Here is a 17,870-nt window from a genome sequence, read left to right on the forward strand (position 1 = left end):
AAGGACGGAAGGAGGAACAAGCATGGAAGACCATTTATTCCATTTAGGGCAGTTTCTCACTTTGCTAATGATCGCGGTTGCACTTGGAATGGATGCCTTCTCCCTGGGGATAGGAGTAGGCATTGGCGGAATGCGCCTGCGGGATGTTCTAAAGGTCAGCATCGCCATCGGACTCTTTCACATCTGCATGCCATTGATCGGCATTTTCGTCGGCCTGTTTCTTTCCGGTTTAATCGGGCACATCGCGGATTACCTGTCCGGTGCCATCCTGATCCTTTTGGGAATACATATGTTGTGGAATGCCGTATTGCGATCTCCGGCAGAAAAGAGTACGATACGAACAAGCGGGTTGGGCCTGCTTTTATTTTCTTTTACCGTCAGTTTGGATGCCTTGTCGGTAGGGCTGTCTTTTGGTTTGATAGAAGTGAATACGATTTTGGCGGTCGGCTTGTTTGGCTTGATCGGCGGATTTATGGCGGGTTGCGGGCTCATGCTTGGGCGGAGCATCGGCAACTGGTTAGGCGCCCACAGTGAAATGCTGGGCGGGTTGATCCTGTTGGCGGTTGGCTGCAAGTTTATCATCTGAGACATCTGACGAAGGGCATGAAGAGGAGGATTGTGATGCATATCTTGTTTGTATGCACCGGAAATACGTGCCGGAGCCCAATGGCAGAGGCATTGTTCAGACAAAAACTGGAGGGGACTGCAGCCCAAATCCGCTCCGCGGGGCTCGCCGCCTTCGACGGACAACAAGCCTCTGAGCATACCAGGCAAGTGTTGACAGAACGCGGAATCTGGCAGGATCATCGGGCACAGCGCTTGTCCCTCGAACTGCTCTCCTGGGCGGACCTGGTACTGACGATGACGCGAGGGCACAAGGAGCACATTCTGCAGATGTTTCCCGGTCACGGCGACAAGATTTTCACGCTCACCGAATACGTAGGTGTTGACGGGGACATTGCCGATCCGTACGGCGGCAATTTGGAGATCTACATGACGTGCGCTGAGGAGCTGGACAAACTGCTGGACATGCTTCATGAGAAATTGGCTCCTCTGCTTCCTCCGAATAAAACATCCTAATTTTCTATGTCCCGGATCGCAAATTGAGGTATAATACTATTGATCAAAGGTAACGGGAGGCTAGCATATGAGAGTGGCATTGGGCGCGGATCACGGCGGATTCAGATTAAAGGAAGAGATCAAGTCCTTGCTGGAAGAGATGAACATCGCCTACGAGGACTTCGGCTGCGACTGTGAGGCGTCTGTCGACTATCCTGATTACGCGCTGCCGGTTGCGGAAAAGGTAGCTGCGGGAGAGTTTGACCGTGGTATTCTCGTCTGCGGGACCGGTATCGGCATGTCGATTGCGGCCAACAAGGTGCCTGGTATTCGCTGCGCACTTGTGCATGATATGTTTTCAGCCAAAGCGACACGGGAACACAACGATACCAATGTCCTGACCATGGGTGAACGCGTTATCGGACCGGGACTCGCCCGGGAGATCGTAAAAATTTGGTTGGAAACCGAGTTTCAAGGCGGGCGCCACCAAAGACGGATTGATAAAGTAACCGGTATTGAAGCGAAGCATCTGGGAGTGAAGTAGGGTGGATGTAACGCAAATTGAAGACCAGATGAAGTCGGTCCTCTCGGAACTGCAGAAGGCGGCAGGGCTGCAGGCAGGGAAGCTGCTGGTCATCGGCTGCAGCACAAGCGAAGTGCTGGGAAAGCACATTGGGAAAGCCGGCAGCGAAGAGGTTGCCGCCGCGATCTATCGGGCTGTTGACGAGGTGCGGCAGATTCATCAGTTTGACGTTGCGTTTCAATGCTGCGAGCACTTGAACCGGGCCCTCGTCGTTGAACAAAAAATGCTGGAGTCCGGCAGACTGGAGCAGGTCACGGTCGTTCCGGTGCCGTCGGCAGGAGGATCGATGGCCGCTTACGCCTATGCGAAGCTGCCTTCACCTGCTGTGGTGGAATTTATCCGCGCTGATGCCGGCATCGATATTGGAGACACGCTGATCGGCATGCATTTAAAACACGTAGCGGTCCCGTTTCGCCCCGGCTTGCGTCAGATTGGCGAGGCCCACGTAACAGCCGCCTACACCCGCCCCAAACTGATTGGCGGCGCCAGGGCTGTTTACGAACGGAACACAGGCAACACGAGCTGTTTGTAAGCGATAACCAGATATACATAAAAAACAGTGGTAGGAGAGATGAAGATGTTGGAATTTTTAAAGAGCCAAGATCCCCAGGTTGCTGAGGCCGTTCGTCTTGAATTGGGCAGACAGCGTGACAAAATCGAACTGATCGCTTCCGAAAATTTTGTCAGCCGAGCTGTAATGGAAGCGGCGGGTACCGTGCTTACCAACAAATACGCGGAAGGATATCCCAGCCGCCGGTATTACGGCGGCTGCGAATACGTCGACATTGCCGAAAACATTGCCCGCGACCGGGTGAAGGAACTGTTTGGCGCAGAACACGCCAACGTGCAGCCGCATTCCGGCGCCCAGGCAAATATGGGTGTATACTTTACCATCCTCAAGCCGGGCGACACTGTCCTGGGGATGAATCTCTCCCATGGCGGACACTTGACTCACGGCAGTCCGGTTAACTTCTCCGGGCTTTTGTACAATTTCGTCGAATACGGCGTCGATGAGCAGACTCACCGGATCGATTACGATGTCGTCCGCTCGCTTGCCCGGGAACACAAACCCAAGTTGATCGTCGCCGGAGCGAGCGCGTATCCCCGGGTAATCGACTTTGCCAAGTTCCGCGAGATCGCCGATGAAGTGGGCGCGTACTTCATGGTCGACATGGCGCATATCGCCGGCTTGGTAGCGGCTGGTTTGCATCCAAATCCGGTTCCGTACGCTCACTTTGTGACCAGTACGACCCACAAGACACTGCGCGGTCCGCGCGGAGGATTGATCCTCTGCAAAGAGGAGTTTGCCAAAGCGATCGACAAGTCGATCTTCCCGGGTGTTCAAGGCGGTCCGCTGATGCACATTATCGCGGCCAAGGCGGTTGCGTTCGGAGAAGCGCTGCAGCCGTCGTTTAAAGAGTATGCGAAACGTATTGTCGAGAATGCTAGCGCATTTGCCGAAGCCTTAAAGGCGGAAGGGCTGCAGCTTGTATCAGGCGGAACGGACAACCACTTGGTATTGGTGGACGTTCGCAACCTGGGCTTGACCGGGAAAGAGGCCGAACATCTGCTTGACGAAGTCTCTATTACCACCAATAAAAACACCATTCCGTACGATCCGCAAAGTCCGTTCGTCACCAGCGGCGTCCGCATGGGTACGCCAGCGGTCACTACCCGCGGATTTGACACAGAAGCGATGAAGGAGGTTGCTTCGATTATCGCATTGTCGTTGAAGAATCCGCAGGATGCAGCCAAGCAGGAGGAAGCCCGCCAGCGCGTCGCTGCCCTCTGCGCCCGGTTCCCGCTGTACGAAGGACTCTCGATTTAACCCGCATAAGTGATAAAGGTGTCCCCGATCCGTATCGGGGACTTTCTTTGTGAAGAGGCTCATGCTACCGAAGGGACTCCCCTTTCATGCGCTATCGTATTCATTTTCAAAAAATTGACGTGCTTCATCTGTTTCGCTATGATTATAAAAGCTTTCAAAAGGGGGGTTTTTAAAGCCTTTACATCACCGACAAAACGGAAACTACGGGGGGAAATGGAATGAGTCGAGTTTACGTTTTTGACCATCCGCTTATTCAGCATAAAATTACGTTTATCCGGGATAAAAACACCGGGACAAAAGACTTCCGGGAACTGGTAGACGAAGTGGCTACGTTGATGGCCTATGAAATTACGCGAGATATGCCGCTGGAAGAGACCGTAATCGAAACACCGGTGGCGCCCTGTCGCTCCCGCGTGCTTGCAGGGAAAAAGGTAGGCCTGATACCGATTCTGCGGGCTGGCCTCGGCATGGTGGAAGGAATCCTCAAGCTGATTCCTGCCGCCAAGGTGGGACATATCGGTTTGTATCGCGATCCCAATACGCTGAAGCCGGTAGAGTACTTCGCCAAGCTGCCGACTGATATCCAGGAACGCGACTTGATTGTCATTGATCCAATGCTGGCAACCGGCGGTTCGGCGGCGGCAGCGATTACGGCGTTGAAACAGCGCGGGGCGAAAAGCCTGAAGCTGATGTGCCTGGTAGCGGCCCCGGAAGGGATTGAACTCATGCAGAAGGAACATCCGGATGTAGACATCTTTGTGGCGGCGGTAGATGACCGTTTGAACGATCACGGCTACATCGTTCCCGGACTGGGTGATGCCGGAGACCGCTTGTTCGGTACGAAGTAGGTGAAACTGATGAAAAAGATCAAAGTGTTGACGGTGTTTGGCACTCGGCCCGAGGCGATTAAAATGGCTCCGCTGGTCCACGAGTTAAAACGCCGTCCGGAGCAGATCGAATCGATCGTGTGCGTCACGGCCCAGCATCGGCAAATGCTTGATCAGGTTCTGGATATGTTTGAAATCGTCCCTGATCTCGATTTGAACATGATGAAGGAACGCCAGACGCTGGTTGATGTAACGGTGCGCGGCCTGGAGAGTCTCGATCGGGTGATGAAAGAGACCAAGCCGGATATCGTACTGGTTCACGGGGACACCACGACCACGTTTATCGCCAGTCTGGCTGCCTTTTACAACCAGGTGGCGATCGGACATGTCGAAGCGGGACTTCGGACGTGGGACAAGTACTCCCCGTTCCCGGAAGAGATGAACCGGCAGTTGACCGGAGTCATGGCTGACCTGCATTTTTCTCCGACTGAGGGGGCGGCGGATAATCTGCGCCGGGAAAACAAGCAGGAATCATCTATTTTTGTCACCGGAAATACCGTCATTGACGCTTTGCAGACGACTGTTCGGGAGGATTACCGCCACCCGGTGCTCGAACAGACGGCAGGCCGCCGGATGGTGCTAATGACCGCCCACCGCCGGGAGAATCTGGGTGAGCCGATGCGGCGGATCTTCCGGGCCGTTCGCCGCCTGGTGGAGGATCACCCGGACATCGCCGTCGTCTATCCGGTCCATCTAAACCCGGCTGTACAGGAGGTGGCCCGGGAGGTACTGGGTGACCATCAGCGCATTCACCTGATTGAGCCTTTGGATACCTTCGACTTCCACAATTTTGCCCGCAGGGCGCACTTGATTTTGACCGACTCGGGCGGTGTGCAAGAAGAAGCGCCTTCACTGGGAGTTCCCGTACTGGTCTTGCGGGACACCACAGAGCGGCCGGAGGGGATTGAAGCCGGAACGCTGAAATTGGCCGGGACGGACGAGGAACAGGTATACCGGCTGGCGAATGAATTGTTGTGCGATTCCGATGCTTATGAAGCGATGGCAAAAGCAGTAAATCCTTACGGGGACGGCAAAGCTTCCGAGCGGATTGTCGAAGCGATCCTTTATCACTTCGGCCTTCGCAGCGAACGGCCGCAGCCGTTTCGCCCGGGCCAAAAGGAACAGACAATCGTGTAAGACAAGGTGAGCGACAGCTTCCGCCATGGAGGCTGTCGCTTTCCTGTTAAAACAACCACTTCCCACCCATGTACAGGGCGACGCCCCAGATAATCACCGCCGATATGCGGTTGATCAAGGCCAGCCACTTGCCGGAGCGGTCGATGGAACCGATCCGCCTGCCGACAATCGACAAGCCGAGAAACCAACAGTACGAGACGAGAATGCAGGCGGCTGTAAATCCCCATTTGGCCATTCCGCTGTATCCGAGCGAACTGGTGCCGATCACGCCGATCGTATCAAGAATGGCATGGGGATTCAGCAGGGAGACTGATGCGGTAAAGGCGATCTGTTTTTTGGCCGGAAGCCTGACGATCTCCCCGGTGGCGGGGTTTGCCGCAGCGCTCTTCCACGTCACCCAGCCCATGTAGAGCAGGAAGAGGAAGCCGGCGCCATAGAGAATATAGGCCAGCCAGGAGACTTGCAGCACGACGACCGATACGCCCAACACGGCAAGCAATATCAGGATGGTGTCGCACAGGGATGCCGTTATCACCGCCGGCAGGGCTCGCAGCAGCGTCGGCTGGGTAGCGCCCTGGTTAAAGACGAACACATTTTGGACGCCCAGCGGGATGATCAGTCCAAAAGCGAGGATAAGGCCATGAATAAAAGCTTGCGCCATCCATATTTCTCCTTCCCATAGTGCAGCTTTGCTGTTGCATATGAGCTATCGTAAACGGAAACAGGCTGCAAGTCTCCAACCAAATGGATGGTATAATACCCAACCAATTGCTAAGATAGAGGAAAGCTTGCCGGAGGTGAAGACAGGGCAATGGCTCAATTGGACTGGAAACCGGACAAGGCCTCGCCTGTACCGCTGTATCGGCAGATTGCTGCATACGTAAAAGAGAAGATCGCGAGCGGGGAGTGGCCGGTAAACAGCAAGATCCCGCCTCAACGCACACTGGCCAGAGCGTTCGAGGTCAATCGCAGCACTGTCGTCACTGCATTGGAGGAATTGACAGCGGAGGGTTTCCTTGAGGGGCGCAGCGGAAGCGGCACGGTCGTTGCCAACAGCAGCTGGACGACGCTGACTGCGGTCCCGCCCCCAGACTGGAACGCTTATGTCAATGCAGGCATTCACAAGCCCAATTTGCCGACCATTCAGGAAATTAACAAGGCGGAATTTCATCCCGGCGTCATCCGGCTGGGCACCGGTGAACTGGGACCGGAGCTGCAGCCGAAAGAGTGGATGAGAGAGATGCTTGGCCGGGTATCGGGCAAAATCGAATCGCTCGGGTATGAACAGCCCAAGGGATTGCCGGCACTGCGGGAACAGATCAGCCGTTATGCCAAATCGTTGGGGATAGAGGCCTCCCCCTCGGCCGTATTGGTGGTCTCCGGCGCCCTTCAAGCGCTTCAACTGATTTCGCTTGGCATCCTTCACCGAGGCTCATCGATTTTGCTGGAAAAACCATCTTATCTGTCTTCCCTGCATTTGTTTCAATCTGCCGGGATGAGGCTTCACGGCATGCCGATGGACGGACAGGGGCTGATCACCTCGCATCTGCAGGCGTACCTAAGGCAGCACCAGGCGGCGATGTTGTACACGATTCCTTCGTTTCACAATCCAACCGGAATTCTGATGACAGCACAGCGTCGCCAGGAATTGTTGAAGGTGTGCGAGGCAGAGCGGCTGCCGATTGTCGAAGACGACGTCTACCGGGAGTTGTGGCTTGACACTCCTGCGCCGCCTCCCCTCAAAGCAGCGGACAAAAGCGGCCTGGTCTTGTATCTCGGGAGCATGTCCAAGTCGCTGAGTCCCGGTCTTAGGATCGGCTGGCTGATCGGGCCCGAGCCGGTGATCGAGCGGTTGGCTGACATCAAAATGCAGACGGATTACGGATCCAGCTCCCTGTCCCAATGGGCAGCGGCCGAGTGGCTGGCAAGCGGCAGGTATCAGGAACACATCGCCTGGGTCCGGGAGCAGCTGAAAAAGCGGCGTGAAGCGGCAATACAGGCGCTGGATGCCCACTATTCCGATATGGCCGAATGGAGCATGCCTGCGGGAGGCTTCTACATCTGGCTCCGCTTTACAGTGGGGATGCCCATTCGCAAGCTGTTTGAGCGGGCGCTGGAAGCCGGTATTCTGATTAATCCGGGAAGCGTGTACGATCAGGGGGCTGCGCAGTATTTGCGCCTCTCCTACTCATATGCATCGCCCGACGAATTGCAAAGCGGACTTGCCAGGCTGGCAGAGATTGCGAGGACGTTAGCGGAATAACGGGTTTGAGGCACATTGACTGTGCCTCTTTTTATATACATCTTTTCAAAAAACTTTACTACCCAAATAAAATTCTATAAAGCTACGAAACTAAAAACCTATCAAAGCGTCTAAAGATAGTGAACGACATCAGAGAAAATCACAAGAGGAGAGGAGTTATACTACCATGAGGAAGAGGCAGCGCAGGCTGCTGTCGCTCCTTGTTGCTTCGTCGTTGTTGTGGGGAACATATGTTCCGTTCGCGTCCAGGGCAGCAGAAGCAGCAGTGCCAAGTTCCATGTCGGTTATCTGGCAGACGCCCATTGGCGAAGGAGTGACACTGTACAAATATTCGAAAGCTTACGGAAATCAGCAGTCGATCATTTACGTGACACAAGTGGATTTGAACAACGATTACGTTGAAGTCAAACCGGTGTACGGCACGAACGGCCTGTTGACGGAGAAGCAAACCGTCACGAAAATGGCCAACGAGAGCGGGGCGATTGCGGCGATTAACGCAGACTTCTTTAATATGCAGAAACGCGGAGCTCCCTTCGGCGTCGTGGTGAAGGATTCCGATGTCGTGTCCTCGATGGGGCACATATCCTACTGGTACAGCCTGGGCATTACCGACGATAAATTGGCCTACATAGAACATCTCGGTTTTACGGGCAAGGTGACCGCCGAGAACGGAACGTCTTTTTCGCTTCGCGGGGTCAACAAGGAAGAGTACAATCCCAGTGAAGGAAAAAGCCACCTGGGCCAGCTCAATCTCTATACACCCAAGTTCGGCAAGACAAGCCTGGGACCGATCAGCGGCTATAAAAATGTCGTGGAAGTCGTGTTCGTGAACGGCGTTGCCACCGAAGTTCGCACAGACCAGCCGGCTGCCGCGATCCCGGCAAACGGTTTTGTCTTGTGGGGGCAAGGGGCTGCAGCCGACTTTTTAAAACAGAATGTGCCCGTCGGCTCTAGCGTCAGCATCGACTACCAGACCACGCCGAACAACAAGAACTGGGTGAATGCGGTAGGCGGCGGCGTCCTGTTGGTCGACCAGGGGAAACCGCTCACGTCGTTTCGGGCAGAAGCCGCGATTACGGGGAAAAACGCCCACACCGCAGTTGGTGTCTCGCAGGATGGCAAGATGCTCTACATAGTGGCAAATGACGATACAGCCAACAGCCGTGGACTAACCTTGCAGGAACTGTCGCAAGTCATGGTGGATTTGGGCGCGTATCGGGCGGTCAACTTCGATGGCGGCGGTTCCACCACGATCGCTGCCCGGATGCTTGGCGATACCCAGGCCAAACTGATCAACCAGCCGAAGGGCGGAGCGGAGCGCCGGGTACCGACCGGACTTGCCGTTTACAATACGGCACCCCAAGGAACCCTTTCCAATTTCCAAATCGACGGCCCGACCGACGTGCTAATGGGACAAACGGCCGACTTTACGACAAAGGCGTACGACAACCATTACCTGCCGTATAAGATCGATCCTTCCGAGATTACTTGGTCGGTCAGACAGAGCGAGGCTGGAACATTTGAAGGCCATCGGCTGACGGCTCTGAAGCCGGGTACGATCACGATCGAAGCGACGGCGGCAGGCATTACAAAAACCCGTGACGTCCGTGTGCTCGGCGGCCAGGACATAGCCCAGGTCATCGTCTCGCCGGCGATGATCAACATAGCCCCCGGACAGACGGTGACACTCGATGTCAAAGTCAAAACAAAGCAAGGGGTGACAGTGCAGGCGACTCCGCTGAGCGTCAAGGTGACCGCCAATTCGTCGCTGCTCAATGTGAATGACAAGCTGCAGCTTAGAGCGAATGACGGAGTTGGCCAAGGCAGCGTGACAGTCTCCTATGACGGCGTCTCGACTACCGTCCCGGTCAACATCGGTGAACAGGAGCAGCCGTGGCTGAACTTTGACAATCTGACCGGTCTGTATCACGTGGGATATCCGGAAGGGTTGAATAACGCCGGATCGTTTAGCCTGGTCAGCGATCCTGTCTACCGTTCGAAAAAAGCGGCCAAGCTGACCTACAACTTCGCCGGGGCGTCGGAAGACGATGTCCGGATCGCATACGGCCGCATGGGTTCCAATGCTGTCCTGATGCCGGGGCAACCGATCGGCATGGGACTTTGGGTCTATGGCGACAACAGCAACCACTGGCTGCGGGCAGAGATTATTGACGCCAAGGGCAAGCAGCATCTGGTCGATTTGGCAGAGAAGATCGATTGGACAGGCTGGAAACAGGTAAAAGGCTACTTCCCGGCCAATGTTAGCTATCCGGTGCAGCTCCGCAGCATCTACGTCGTCGACAAACCGGAAGAGTCAGAGTCCCGCCCGCTGCAGGGAACGCTCTACTTCGATGAGGCTTCTGTTCTGCTGCCGTTCCAGGCAGGCAAGCAACTGCCGGGGGCGGACGTCGATCCAGCCAAACCGGGCAAGCTTTCATTAGGGGATGAGCTGGATCTCAGCTACTCGTTTGCGCGTTCAGCCGATTATCTAAGCAAGGCCCGAATTGACGTAAAATCGACGGCGGGGACAAAGCTCCCGGGGTACGTGGCGGCAGCAAACGGGTTCACCATCTCCCCGATCGATCTGAAACCAGGGAAGACGGACCAATTCAGCACTTCTCCGGCGACGATTACCTTAAAGCCGAAGAAATGGACCAAGCGCAAAGGCGTCGGCTTGCTGTACGTAAATGAAGCCAACCAAACCTTTGATCCGCTCGTCGGGCAGATGGACCCGAACGGCAACTGGGTCTACCAGGTAAACTCCTACGGTACGTACATCCCGTACTACCTGGAAATTCCAAGCAGCGTGCCGTTCATGGACATCATGAATCACCCGGCACAGGAAGAAATTACGAAGATGGCAGCAAAAGGCTACATCAAAGGTCTTGCTCCGGACGTATTTGGTCCGGAAGTGTCGCTGACCCGGGCGGAATTCGTAACCTTGCTGTCCAGGGTGTACAACTGGAAGCTGCCAGCCAAGCCGAAGCTGTCGTTTAAGGATGCGGTGCCGGATTGGGCCCAGGGGGCTGTCCAGGTCGCTGTAGCGAACGGCATCGTCAAAGGGTATGACGACAAGACGTTCCGTGCGAACCAGCCCGTGACTCGCGCGGAGGCGGCCGTCATCCTGGATCGTCTGATGAAAAAACAGAAAAAGCCGGAAACGACGCTGGCCGACCAAAAATCGTGGCCGAGTTGGGCCGCTTCATCCATCAACAATGTCGTTGGACTCGGTTTAATGGATCCGATCGGCAACAACTTTGCGCCAAATCAGCCGACTACCCGAGCGGAATACGTCGTGGCATTGTACCGGATGTTAGGCATGAAATAAATAAACGCTGGGAAGACCGCTCCCCGGGCAAGGGGGGCGGTCTTTTGTCTCTTGTTCGGAAGGATAAAAGGGTGTAAGGAAGAATTGATGGTAAAGAAGATTCCATTATATTTTTGCGAGGAGTGGTAACAATGGGTAAAAAGGAAGTTGTTATCGCAAGTGCCGTCCGAACCGCCATCGGCAGTTTCCAGGGGTCGCTGTCGACAGTTAGTGCAACCAGGCTGGGAGCAGTCGTCCTGGAAGGAGCCTTGGCCAAGGCCGGCGTCGCCAAAGACCAGGTGGACGAGGTGATTATGGGCAATGTCCTGCAAGCGGGATTGGGGCAAAATCCGGCCCGCCAGGCGGCTATTTTTGCCGAACTGCCGCAAACCGTACCGTCCATGACCATCAATAAGGTATGCGGTTCGGGCCTGAAGGCGGTTCATTTGGCAGCGCAATCGATCATTGCCGAGGAAGCGGACATCGTTCTTGCCGGCGGGATGGAAAACATGAGCCAGGCGCCGTATTTGCTTGAGGGAGCACGCAGCGGCTACAGGATGGGCGATCAGAAGGCGGTCGATTCGATGATCCGCGACGGGCTCTGGTGTGCCTTCAATGACTACCACATGGGCATCACCGCCGAGAACCTGTGCGAACAGTACAGCTTGAGCCGCAAGGAGCTTGACGAATTTGCCGCCTGGAGTCAGGAAAAGGCGATGCGGGCGATCGCCGAGGGAAGGTTTAAAGACGAGATCGTCCCAGTGACGATTCCGCAGCGGAAAGGCGACCCGATCCGCTTTGAGCAGGACGAATTCCCGCGCGCCGGGGTGACTGTCGAATCTTTGGCAAAGCTGCGCCCGTCTTTTAAAAAGGATGGCTTGGTGACAGCGGGCAACGCGTCCGGCATCAACGACGGGGCTGCCGCGCTCTTGATCATGTCCCGGGAGAAGGCGGAGGAACTGGGGATCAAGCCGCTGGCCCGCATCCTGGCCAATGCGAGCGCAGGTGTCGATCCGAGCATCATGGGGATCGGGCCCGTGCCGGCGACGAGACGAGCTCTGGAAAAAGCGGGACTCGCATTGGAGGAGATCGATCTGGTTGAGGCGAATGAAGCGTTCGCTGCCCAGTCCCTCGCTGTAGGCAAGGATCTGGGGTTTGATCGCGACAAGTTGAATGTGAACGGAGGAGCGATCGCCCTGGGTCATCCGATCGGCGCGAGCGGAGCCCGAATCCTCGTGTCTCTGGTCCATGAGCTGCACAAGCGGGACCAGGCAAAATACGGTCTGGCCACGCTCTGCATCGGCGGCGGACAAGGTGTCGCAACTGTAATTGAAAAACTCTGAAAACAAATGTGAACGCTTTGTGTCTACTGGATTTCCACGTTGACAAATCTAATAAATGTTCGTTAATATGGATGAGGGCAAAGGGGCTATGCTTACATGCCCTCTCCTTTTGTAGAGAAGGGAGAACGAGAGTTTGGCAAAAATTGACAAACCGTGGCAAGCGATCGGTCTCGTCAGCGTTATTGGCGTGGATATGGCCGTCTGTGTTATAGCCGGTGTTTGGATTGGAAAATATATGGATGGCCTGTTTGGGACCAAGCCTTGGCTCCTGCTGGCTGGTTTGCTGGTTGGACTGGGCGTCGGCTTGTACAGCGTCTACCGGCTCATTCGCGCTTATTTTTAGGGAGATGGACCATGCAAACGTTTACTTTGGCGATGCGCAGGACTTTTCGCTATGCTTTTACCTGCATGTCAGCCGTTGCGATACTCTGGGTGCTGTTGCCTGAGTACAAGTTGTTCCTGCAAAGCCTGTTTTTGGGCATGGGCGGAAGTCTTCTGAATGGTGCCGTTCTCTTCAGCAAAACCTGGCGCATTGGCCAGGCGGCGATAGACCCGGCTGTTCGGCCGAAGGGAACCGGGATGCTGCAGCGGCTTTTGGTCGTCGGATTTCTCGTCTTTCTTACAGTTCGCTTTCCCCATTTGTTCGTTTTATCAGGTGTACTTATAGGATTATTCCTCATTCAACTGCTCAGCCTTCTTTTCGTATACCGCTCCTTAAAATAGATTGTCATACTGTCTGCTTTTTTCTTGCAAGCTATCTGCCGGTGAAAGGGGTGAAAAAATTGGAGCATTATACTTTGCGCTTCAGATGGTTGGGTATGGTGTTTGACATTCCGACCATGATCATGACTGTAATAACTGCGGTGATTGTCTTTTTGTTTCTATTTTTCATGACACGCCGAATGCATGCAGGGGTTCCTTCCGGGCGGCAAAATGTGATTGAGTGGGTGTTTGACTTTGTCAGAGGCATCGCCGGTAATTTTATGGATGCAAAGACGGCCACGAAGTTCGTCACACTCGGATTGACCTTGTTCATCTACATCTTCATCTCCAATCAGTTGGGTGTTGCATTCAATATAACCACCCATCACACGGGTCAGGTCAGCGAAAGAGTGCTGGATATGCTGTCGGTATCCGGTACCCCGGAGGCTGAAGAAGCGAAACGTGCCGTGATTGAGGAAAAGTTGGCTGCCGGTGAAGGTGTGGAGATCGCTTGGTGGAAGTCGCCGACTGCGACGCCGAGCGTTACCTTTGCTTTGGCTTTGTGTGTGCTGCTGTATTCCCACTACATCGGCATCAGAAAAAGCTTCAGCGGCTGGTTCAAGCACGTGTTCCTCAACCCGATCCATATTTTGGAGGAATTCATTATCAAGCCGCTGACCTTGCCGCTGCGTCTTTTCGGTAACATTTTTGCGGGCGAGGTTTTGATTGGCTTCCTGCTCGCCGGCGGTGTATTCGCATCGATACCGTTGTTCCTGTGGGAAGGGTATTCCGTGTTCGTCGGTTCGATCCAGGCGTTCATCTTCCTGGCGCTGTCGATGGTGTACATCTCGCAGCAAGCTAACGACGGTCACTAATCTTTTATAAACTTCTCTTTTCAAAGATACTAAGGAGGTATTTCTAACATGGATGTATTGGGTATTGCTCTTGCGATTGGTGTAGTATTTGGTCTGGCTGCATTGGGTGCGGCTATCGGTAACGGTCTCGTTATCTCTCGTACAATTGAAGGCGTTGCTCGTCAACCGGAAGCGCGCGGCAACTTGATGGGTCTCATGTTCCTGGGTCTCGGTCTCGTCGAGGCTGTGCCGATCATCGCAGTAGCGATCGGTTTCATCCTGTTCGGCCGTCTGTAAGCCAACGGTTAAAAAGCAATAAAAGGCGGGGGCATGACCTTCGCCTCTCTTTTGTACAGTGTAAGATTCTCCTGCAGGTCAGGAAGGAGTGAACGAGATGCTCGATTTTGGACAGGTAACCCTTGAATTGGGTTCACTGCTGTTCCAGGTGATAGTCTTCATCATCCTTTTGATCGCTGTCAGCAAGTTTGCCACTGGACCAATCTCGGCAATGCTGGAAAAGCGCCGTCAACATGTTGAAAATGAAATCTCCGCCGCGGAGCGCAGCCGCCAGGAGGCGGAAACGCTCCTTAGCGAACAGCGCCGCTTGTTGGATGAAGCGCGCAATGAAGCAAAAGCGATCCTGGATCGCGTAACCAAGCAAGCGGGCGATGAGGCAGCCCGTATCGTGGAAGAAGCGAGGGCGACTGCAGAACGTTTGAAAGCGGAGGCACAGGCCGATCTGGCCCGCGAAGTGGAAAAGGCCAAAGCCGAACTGCGCGAGCAAGTGACAGGGCTGTCTGTACTCTTGGCTTCGAAGATTATCGAAAAAGAACTGGATGAGGCTACGCAGAAGTCCAGTATTGACCAATTCCTCAAGCAAGTGGGAGATCGCCTATGAGCGCTGTAGCCAAGCGTTATGCTCGCGCCCTGTTTGAAGTGGCGAAGGAGCGGGGGCTGATCGACCAGGTTGAAACGGAACTGAAAAGCATTGTGGATGCCGTTCGTCAAAACGAAGATCTCACCAAGATTTTGATGCACCCACATATTTCCGTTGGAGCAAAAAAAGAGTTGATAAGTCAACTGTTTGAAGCGCATGTGGCGGAAGTAACATCCAACTTCCTGGCTGTGTTGATCGACAACGGCCGTGAGTCGGATTTGGAAAACATCGCAAATGCCTATGTCAAGTTGGCCAATGAAGAGCGCGGCATCGCCGACGCCCTGTTGACCAGCGCAAAGCCGCTCAGCAGCGAAGAACAGGCGGAAATTGCGGAGCGGTTTGGGAAACTGCTGAACAAGCGACTCCGCTTTGAGACTGTTGTCGACCCGGCCATTTTAGGCGGGATTGTCATCAAGATCGGCGACCGCCTCTACGATGGCAGTATCAGAAGCAAGCTGGAACACTTCGCACATTAATTTATAACGATGCTTGGATGAATGGGGTGAATCATAAGTGAGTTCGATCAGACCAGAAGAAATCAGCTCGCTCATTAAAGAGCGGATTGCGAATTATAAAGCGGAAATTGAAGTCGTCGACGTAGGCACGGTTATCTCCGTCGGTGACGGTATCGCTCGTATTCACGGTTTGGAAAAAGCCATGGCGGGGGAGCTCCTCGAGTTCCAAAACGGCGTCATGGGGATGGTACTCAACTTAGAAGAAGATAACGTGGGTGTCGTAATCCTTGGACCTTTCCGCGGCATTAAAGAAGGAGACACCGTAAAACGGACCGGTCGGATCATGGAGGTTCCCGTCGGGGAAGCGCTCCTCGGGCGCGTCGTAAACTCGCTCGGTCAACCGATCGACGGTCTTGGCCCGATCAACACGACGGAATTCCGCCCTGTAGAAAACAACGCTCCTGGCGTAATGGCGAGGAAGTCGGTTCACGAGCCGCTGCAAACCGGGATTAAAGCGATCGACTCGATGGTTCCGATCGGCCGCGGCCAGCGCGAATTAATCATCGGTGACCGCCAAACAGGTAAAACCGCAGTAGCCCTCGATACGATCATCAACCAAAAAGGGCAAAACATGATTTGTATCTACGTGGCAATCGGTCAAAAGCAATCCACTGTTGCCAACATCGTAGAAACCCTGCGCAAGGCAGGCGCTTTGGAGTACACCATCATCGTATCCGCAACGGCTTCCGACCCGGCTCCGATGCTGTACCTGGCTCCTTATACCGGCGTGTCGATGGGTGAATACTTCATGTACAAGGGACAACATGTTCTGTGCGTATACGACGACCTGTCCAAACAGGCTGCCGCTTACCGCGAAATGTCCCTGCTGCTCCGTCGTCCTCCAGGCCGTGAAGCGTATCCTGGTGACGTATTCTACCTGCACTCCCGTTTGCTGGAGCGCGCCGCGAAGCTGTCAGATGAACTGGGCGGCGGTTCCATTACGGCTCTGCCGTTTATCGAAACCCAAGCGGGTGACATTTCCGCATACATTCCAACCAACGTGATCTCCATCACGGACGGTCAGATCTTCCTTGAGACAGACCTGTTCAACGCAGGTCAGCGTCCAGCGGTCAACACCGGTCTTTCCGTATCCCGCGTAGGTGGCTCGGCGCAGATCAAGGCGATGAAAAAAGTAGCGGGTCCGCTCAAGCTTGAGCTGGCTCAATACCGCGAGTTGGCTGCATTTGCCCAGTTCGGTTCCGACCTGGACAAAGCGACCCAGGCTCGCCTGACCCGTGGTGAGCGCTTGATGGAAATCATGAAACAAGGCCAGTTTGAGCCAATGCCTGTTGAGAAGCAAGTTGCTTCTATCTACACGGCAACAAGAGGTTACCTGGATGATATTCCAGTAGCAGACGTAGGCCGCTTTGAGAAGGAGCTTTTGTCTTTCCTGGATTCCAACAAACCGGAACTGCTGGAGCATATCCGTACGACGCATGAGCTCCCGGATGAGAAAGAATTGAACGCAGCGATCGAAGAGTTCAAAAAAGGCTTTTCGGTGACTCGCTAATCGTTAACCCGTAACCGGATAGACATCAGATGCATGCCTGGAGCAAACCGGCATGCATCCTCAAGGTGGTGAAAACGAGTGGCTAAAGGAATACGTGAGATTCGACGCAGAATCAAAAGCACCAAAAATACGCGACAAATCACAAAAGCGATGAAAATGGTGGCGGCTGCCAAGCTTCGCCGCAACCAGGAGAAGGCTGAGGCAGCACGTCCATATGCCGACAAGATCCAGGAAGTGATCGCAAGCATTGCGAGCGGGACATCCGGTTCCAAGCATCCGATGCTCCAATCCCGCCCGGTGAAAAAGACTGGTTACATCGTCATCACTTCCGACCGCGGACTTGCCGGCGGATACAACGCCAACCTGCTTCGAAAAGTGATTACCACTATCGGCGAGAAGCACAAGTCGAAGGATGAATACGGCATTTTCGTCATCGGTCGTAAAGGCCGCGACTTTTTCAATAAGCGGAACTACCCGATTGTCAAAGAGGTTACCGGTCTGCCAACCAGCCCGGAATTTGCCGATATCAAGCAGATTGCCAGTGCTGCAGTCCAGATGTTTGCGAATGAACAGATTGACGAGCTGTATCTGTGCTACAACAAGTTCCAAAGTGCAATTTCGCAAATACCAACCGTAAAACAGCTGCTGCCGCTGGAAGCTCTCGAGAGCAATACAGCGCGGACAATGAATTACGAGTATGAGCCGTCCGCGGAAGAAGTACTGGCCGATCTGCTGCCGAAATATGCGGAGACACTGGTTTACAGCGCGCTTCTGGAAGCAAAGGCTTCCGAAGAAGGTTCTCGTATGACAGCAATGGGCAACGCGACAGACAACGCGACGGATATGATCAACCGTTACACATTGAGCTACAACCGTGCCCGTCAGGCGGCCATTACACAAGAAATTTCCGAGATCGTTGCAGGTGCAAACGCACAGGCGTAATGG

Annotated in this window: 19 protein-coding genes; 18 read left to right on the forward strand and 1 reads right to left on the reverse strand. The window is 54.3% G+C overall.

The features are described from left to right. Positions 1 to 22 precede the first annotated feature (22 nt). From HGBM_RS10495 to wecB, 7 genes are all read left to right on the forward strand, one after another. Entirely contained in the window at positions 23 to 586 is a 564-nt protein-coding gene (locus HGBM_RS10495) for a manganese efflux pump MntP (protein ID WP_019121066.1), read from the forward strand. Between the two features lie 35 nt (positions 587 to 621). Continuing rightward, on the forward strand, positions 622 to 1,080 hold the full coding sequence (locus HGBM_RS10500; RefSeq protein ID WP_019121067.1) for a low molecular weight protein arginine phosphatase: 459 nt from the start codon (positions 622 to 624) through the stop codon (positions 1,078 to 1,080). A gap of 67 nt (positions 1,081 to 1,147) precedes the next feature. Continuing rightward, positions 1,148 to 1,603 (forward strand): ribose 5-phosphate isomerase B, encoded by a 456-nt coding sequence (gene rpiB / locus HGBM_RS10505; RefSeq protein WP_019121068.1) that lies wholly within the window; start codon positions 1,148 to 1,150, stop codon positions 1,601 to 1,603. 1 nt (position 1,604) lies between these two features. Next, positions 1,605 to 2,174: a TIGR01440 family protein gene (locus tag HGBM_RS10510; RefSeq protein ID WP_019121069.1), complete on the forward strand. Its 570-nt coding sequence runs from the start codon at positions 1,605 to 1,607 to the stop codon at positions 2,172 to 2,174. 45 nt (positions 2,175 to 2,219) lie between these two features. Further along, on the forward strand, positions 2,220 to 3,470 hold the full coding sequence (locus HGBM_RS10515; protein ID WP_019121070.1) for a serine hydroxymethyltransferase: 1,251 nt from the start codon (positions 2,220 to 2,222) through the stop codon (positions 3,468 to 3,470). A gap of 218 nt (positions 3,471 to 3,688) precedes the next feature. Further along, positions 3,689 to 4,318: a uracil phosphoribosyltransferase gene (upp, locus tag HGBM_RS10520; RefSeq protein ID WP_019121071.1), complete on the forward strand. Its 630-nt coding sequence runs from the start codon at positions 3,689 to 3,691 to the stop codon at positions 4,316 to 4,318. A 9-nt stretch (positions 4,319 to 4,327) separates the two neighbouring features. Then, a complete protein-coding gene (gene wecB / locus HGBM_RS10525; protein ID WP_019121072.1) occupies positions 4,328 to 5,494 on the forward strand; it encodes a non-hydrolyzing UDP-N-acetylglucosamine 2-epimerase in 1,167 nt (388 codons plus the stop codon). A gap of 46 nt (positions 5,495 to 5,540) precedes the next feature. Here wecB and HGBM_RS10530 read toward each other — a convergent pair whose 3' ends face one another. Further along, a complete protein-coding gene (locus HGBM_RS10530; RefSeq protein WP_019121073.1) occupies positions 5,541 to 6,155 on the reverse strand; it encodes a LysE/ArgO family amino acid transporter in 615 nt (204 codons plus the stop codon). Positions 6,156 to 6,305: 150 nt separating this feature from the next. Here HGBM_RS10530 and pdxR point away from each other — a divergent pair, with 150 nt between their 5' ends. The 11 genes from pdxR to atpG all read left to right on the forward strand — a co-directional run bounded on the left by pdxR (position 6,306) and on the right by atpG (position 17,867). After that, entirely contained in the window at positions 6,306 to 7,757 is a 1,452-nt protein-coding gene (gene pdxR, locus HGBM_RS10535) for a MocR-like pyridoxine biosynthesis transcription factor PdxR (RefSeq protein ID WP_019121074.1), read from the forward strand. 166 nt (positions 7,758 to 7,923) lie between these two features. Further along, positions 7,924 to 11,085, forward strand: coding sequence for a phosphodiester glycosidase family protein (locus tag HGBM_RS10540; RefSeq protein WP_019121075.1), 3,162 nt, complete (start codon positions 7,924 to 7,926; stop codon positions 11,083 to 11,085). Positions 11,086 to 11,216: 131 nt separating this feature from the next. After that, entirely contained in the window at positions 11,217 to 12,407 is a 1,191-nt protein-coding gene (locus HGBM_RS10545) for an acetyl-CoA C-acetyltransferase (RefSeq protein WP_019121076.1), read from the forward strand. Between the two features lie 133 nt (positions 12,408 to 12,540). Further along, positions 12,541 to 12,750, forward strand: a complete 210-nt coding sequence (locus tag HGBM_RS10550) for an AtpZ/AtpI family protein (protein ID WP_019121077.1) — start codon at positions 12,541 to 12,543, stop codon at positions 12,748 to 12,750. A gap of 11 nt (positions 12,751 to 12,761) precedes the next feature. Beyond that, complete coding sequence (locus HGBM_RS10555; protein WP_019121078.1) at positions 12,762 to 13,130, forward strand: ATP synthase subunit I; 369 nt, start codon at positions 12,762 to 12,764, stop codon at positions 13,128 to 13,130. A gap of 50 nt (positions 13,131 to 13,180) precedes the next feature. Continuing rightward, complete coding sequence (gene atpB, locus HGBM_RS10560) at positions 13,181 to 13,984, forward strand: F0F1 ATP synthase subunit A (RefSeq protein ID WP_245552934.1); 804 nt, start codon at positions 13,181 to 13,183, stop codon at positions 13,982 to 13,984. A gap of 48 nt (positions 13,985 to 14,032) precedes the next feature. Next, a complete protein-coding gene (gene atpE / locus HGBM_RS10565) occupies positions 14,033 to 14,260 on the forward strand; it encodes a F0F1 ATP synthase subunit C (RefSeq protein WP_019121080.1) in 228 nt (75 codons plus the stop codon). Positions 14,261 to 14,357: 97 nt separating this feature from the next. Beyond that, on the forward strand, positions 14,358 to 14,861 hold the full coding sequence (atpF, locus tag HGBM_RS10570) for a F0F1 ATP synthase subunit B (protein WP_019121081.1): 504 nt from the start codon (positions 14,358 to 14,360) through the stop codon (positions 14,859 to 14,861). After that, entirely contained in the window at positions 14,858 to 15,376 is a 519-nt protein-coding gene (locus tag HGBM_RS10575) for a F0F1 ATP synthase subunit delta (RefSeq protein WP_019121082.1), read from the forward strand. Before atpF ends, HGBM_RS10575 begins: the two co-directional genes overlap by 4 nt. Before the next feature lie 37 nt (positions 15,377 to 15,413). Next, positions 15,414 to 16,925: a F0F1 ATP synthase subunit alpha gene (gene atpA / locus HGBM_RS10580; protein ID WP_019121083.1), complete on the forward strand. Its 1,512-nt coding sequence runs from the start codon at positions 15,414 to 15,416 to the stop codon at positions 16,923 to 16,925. Between the two features lie 78 nt (positions 16,926 to 17,003). Further along, on the forward strand, positions 17,004 to 17,867 hold the full coding sequence (gene atpG / locus HGBM_RS10585; RefSeq protein ID WP_019121084.1) for an ATP synthase F1 subunit gamma: 864 nt from the start codon (positions 17,004 to 17,006) through the stop codon (positions 17,865 to 17,867). The last annotated feature ends 3 nt before the right edge of the window (positions 17,868 to 17,870 follow it).

The organism is Brevibacillus massiliensis (assembly GCF_000311785.1).
Lineage (GTDB): Bacteria > Bacillota > Bacilli > Brevibacillales > Brevibacillaceae > Brevibacillus_C > Brevibacillus_C massiliensis.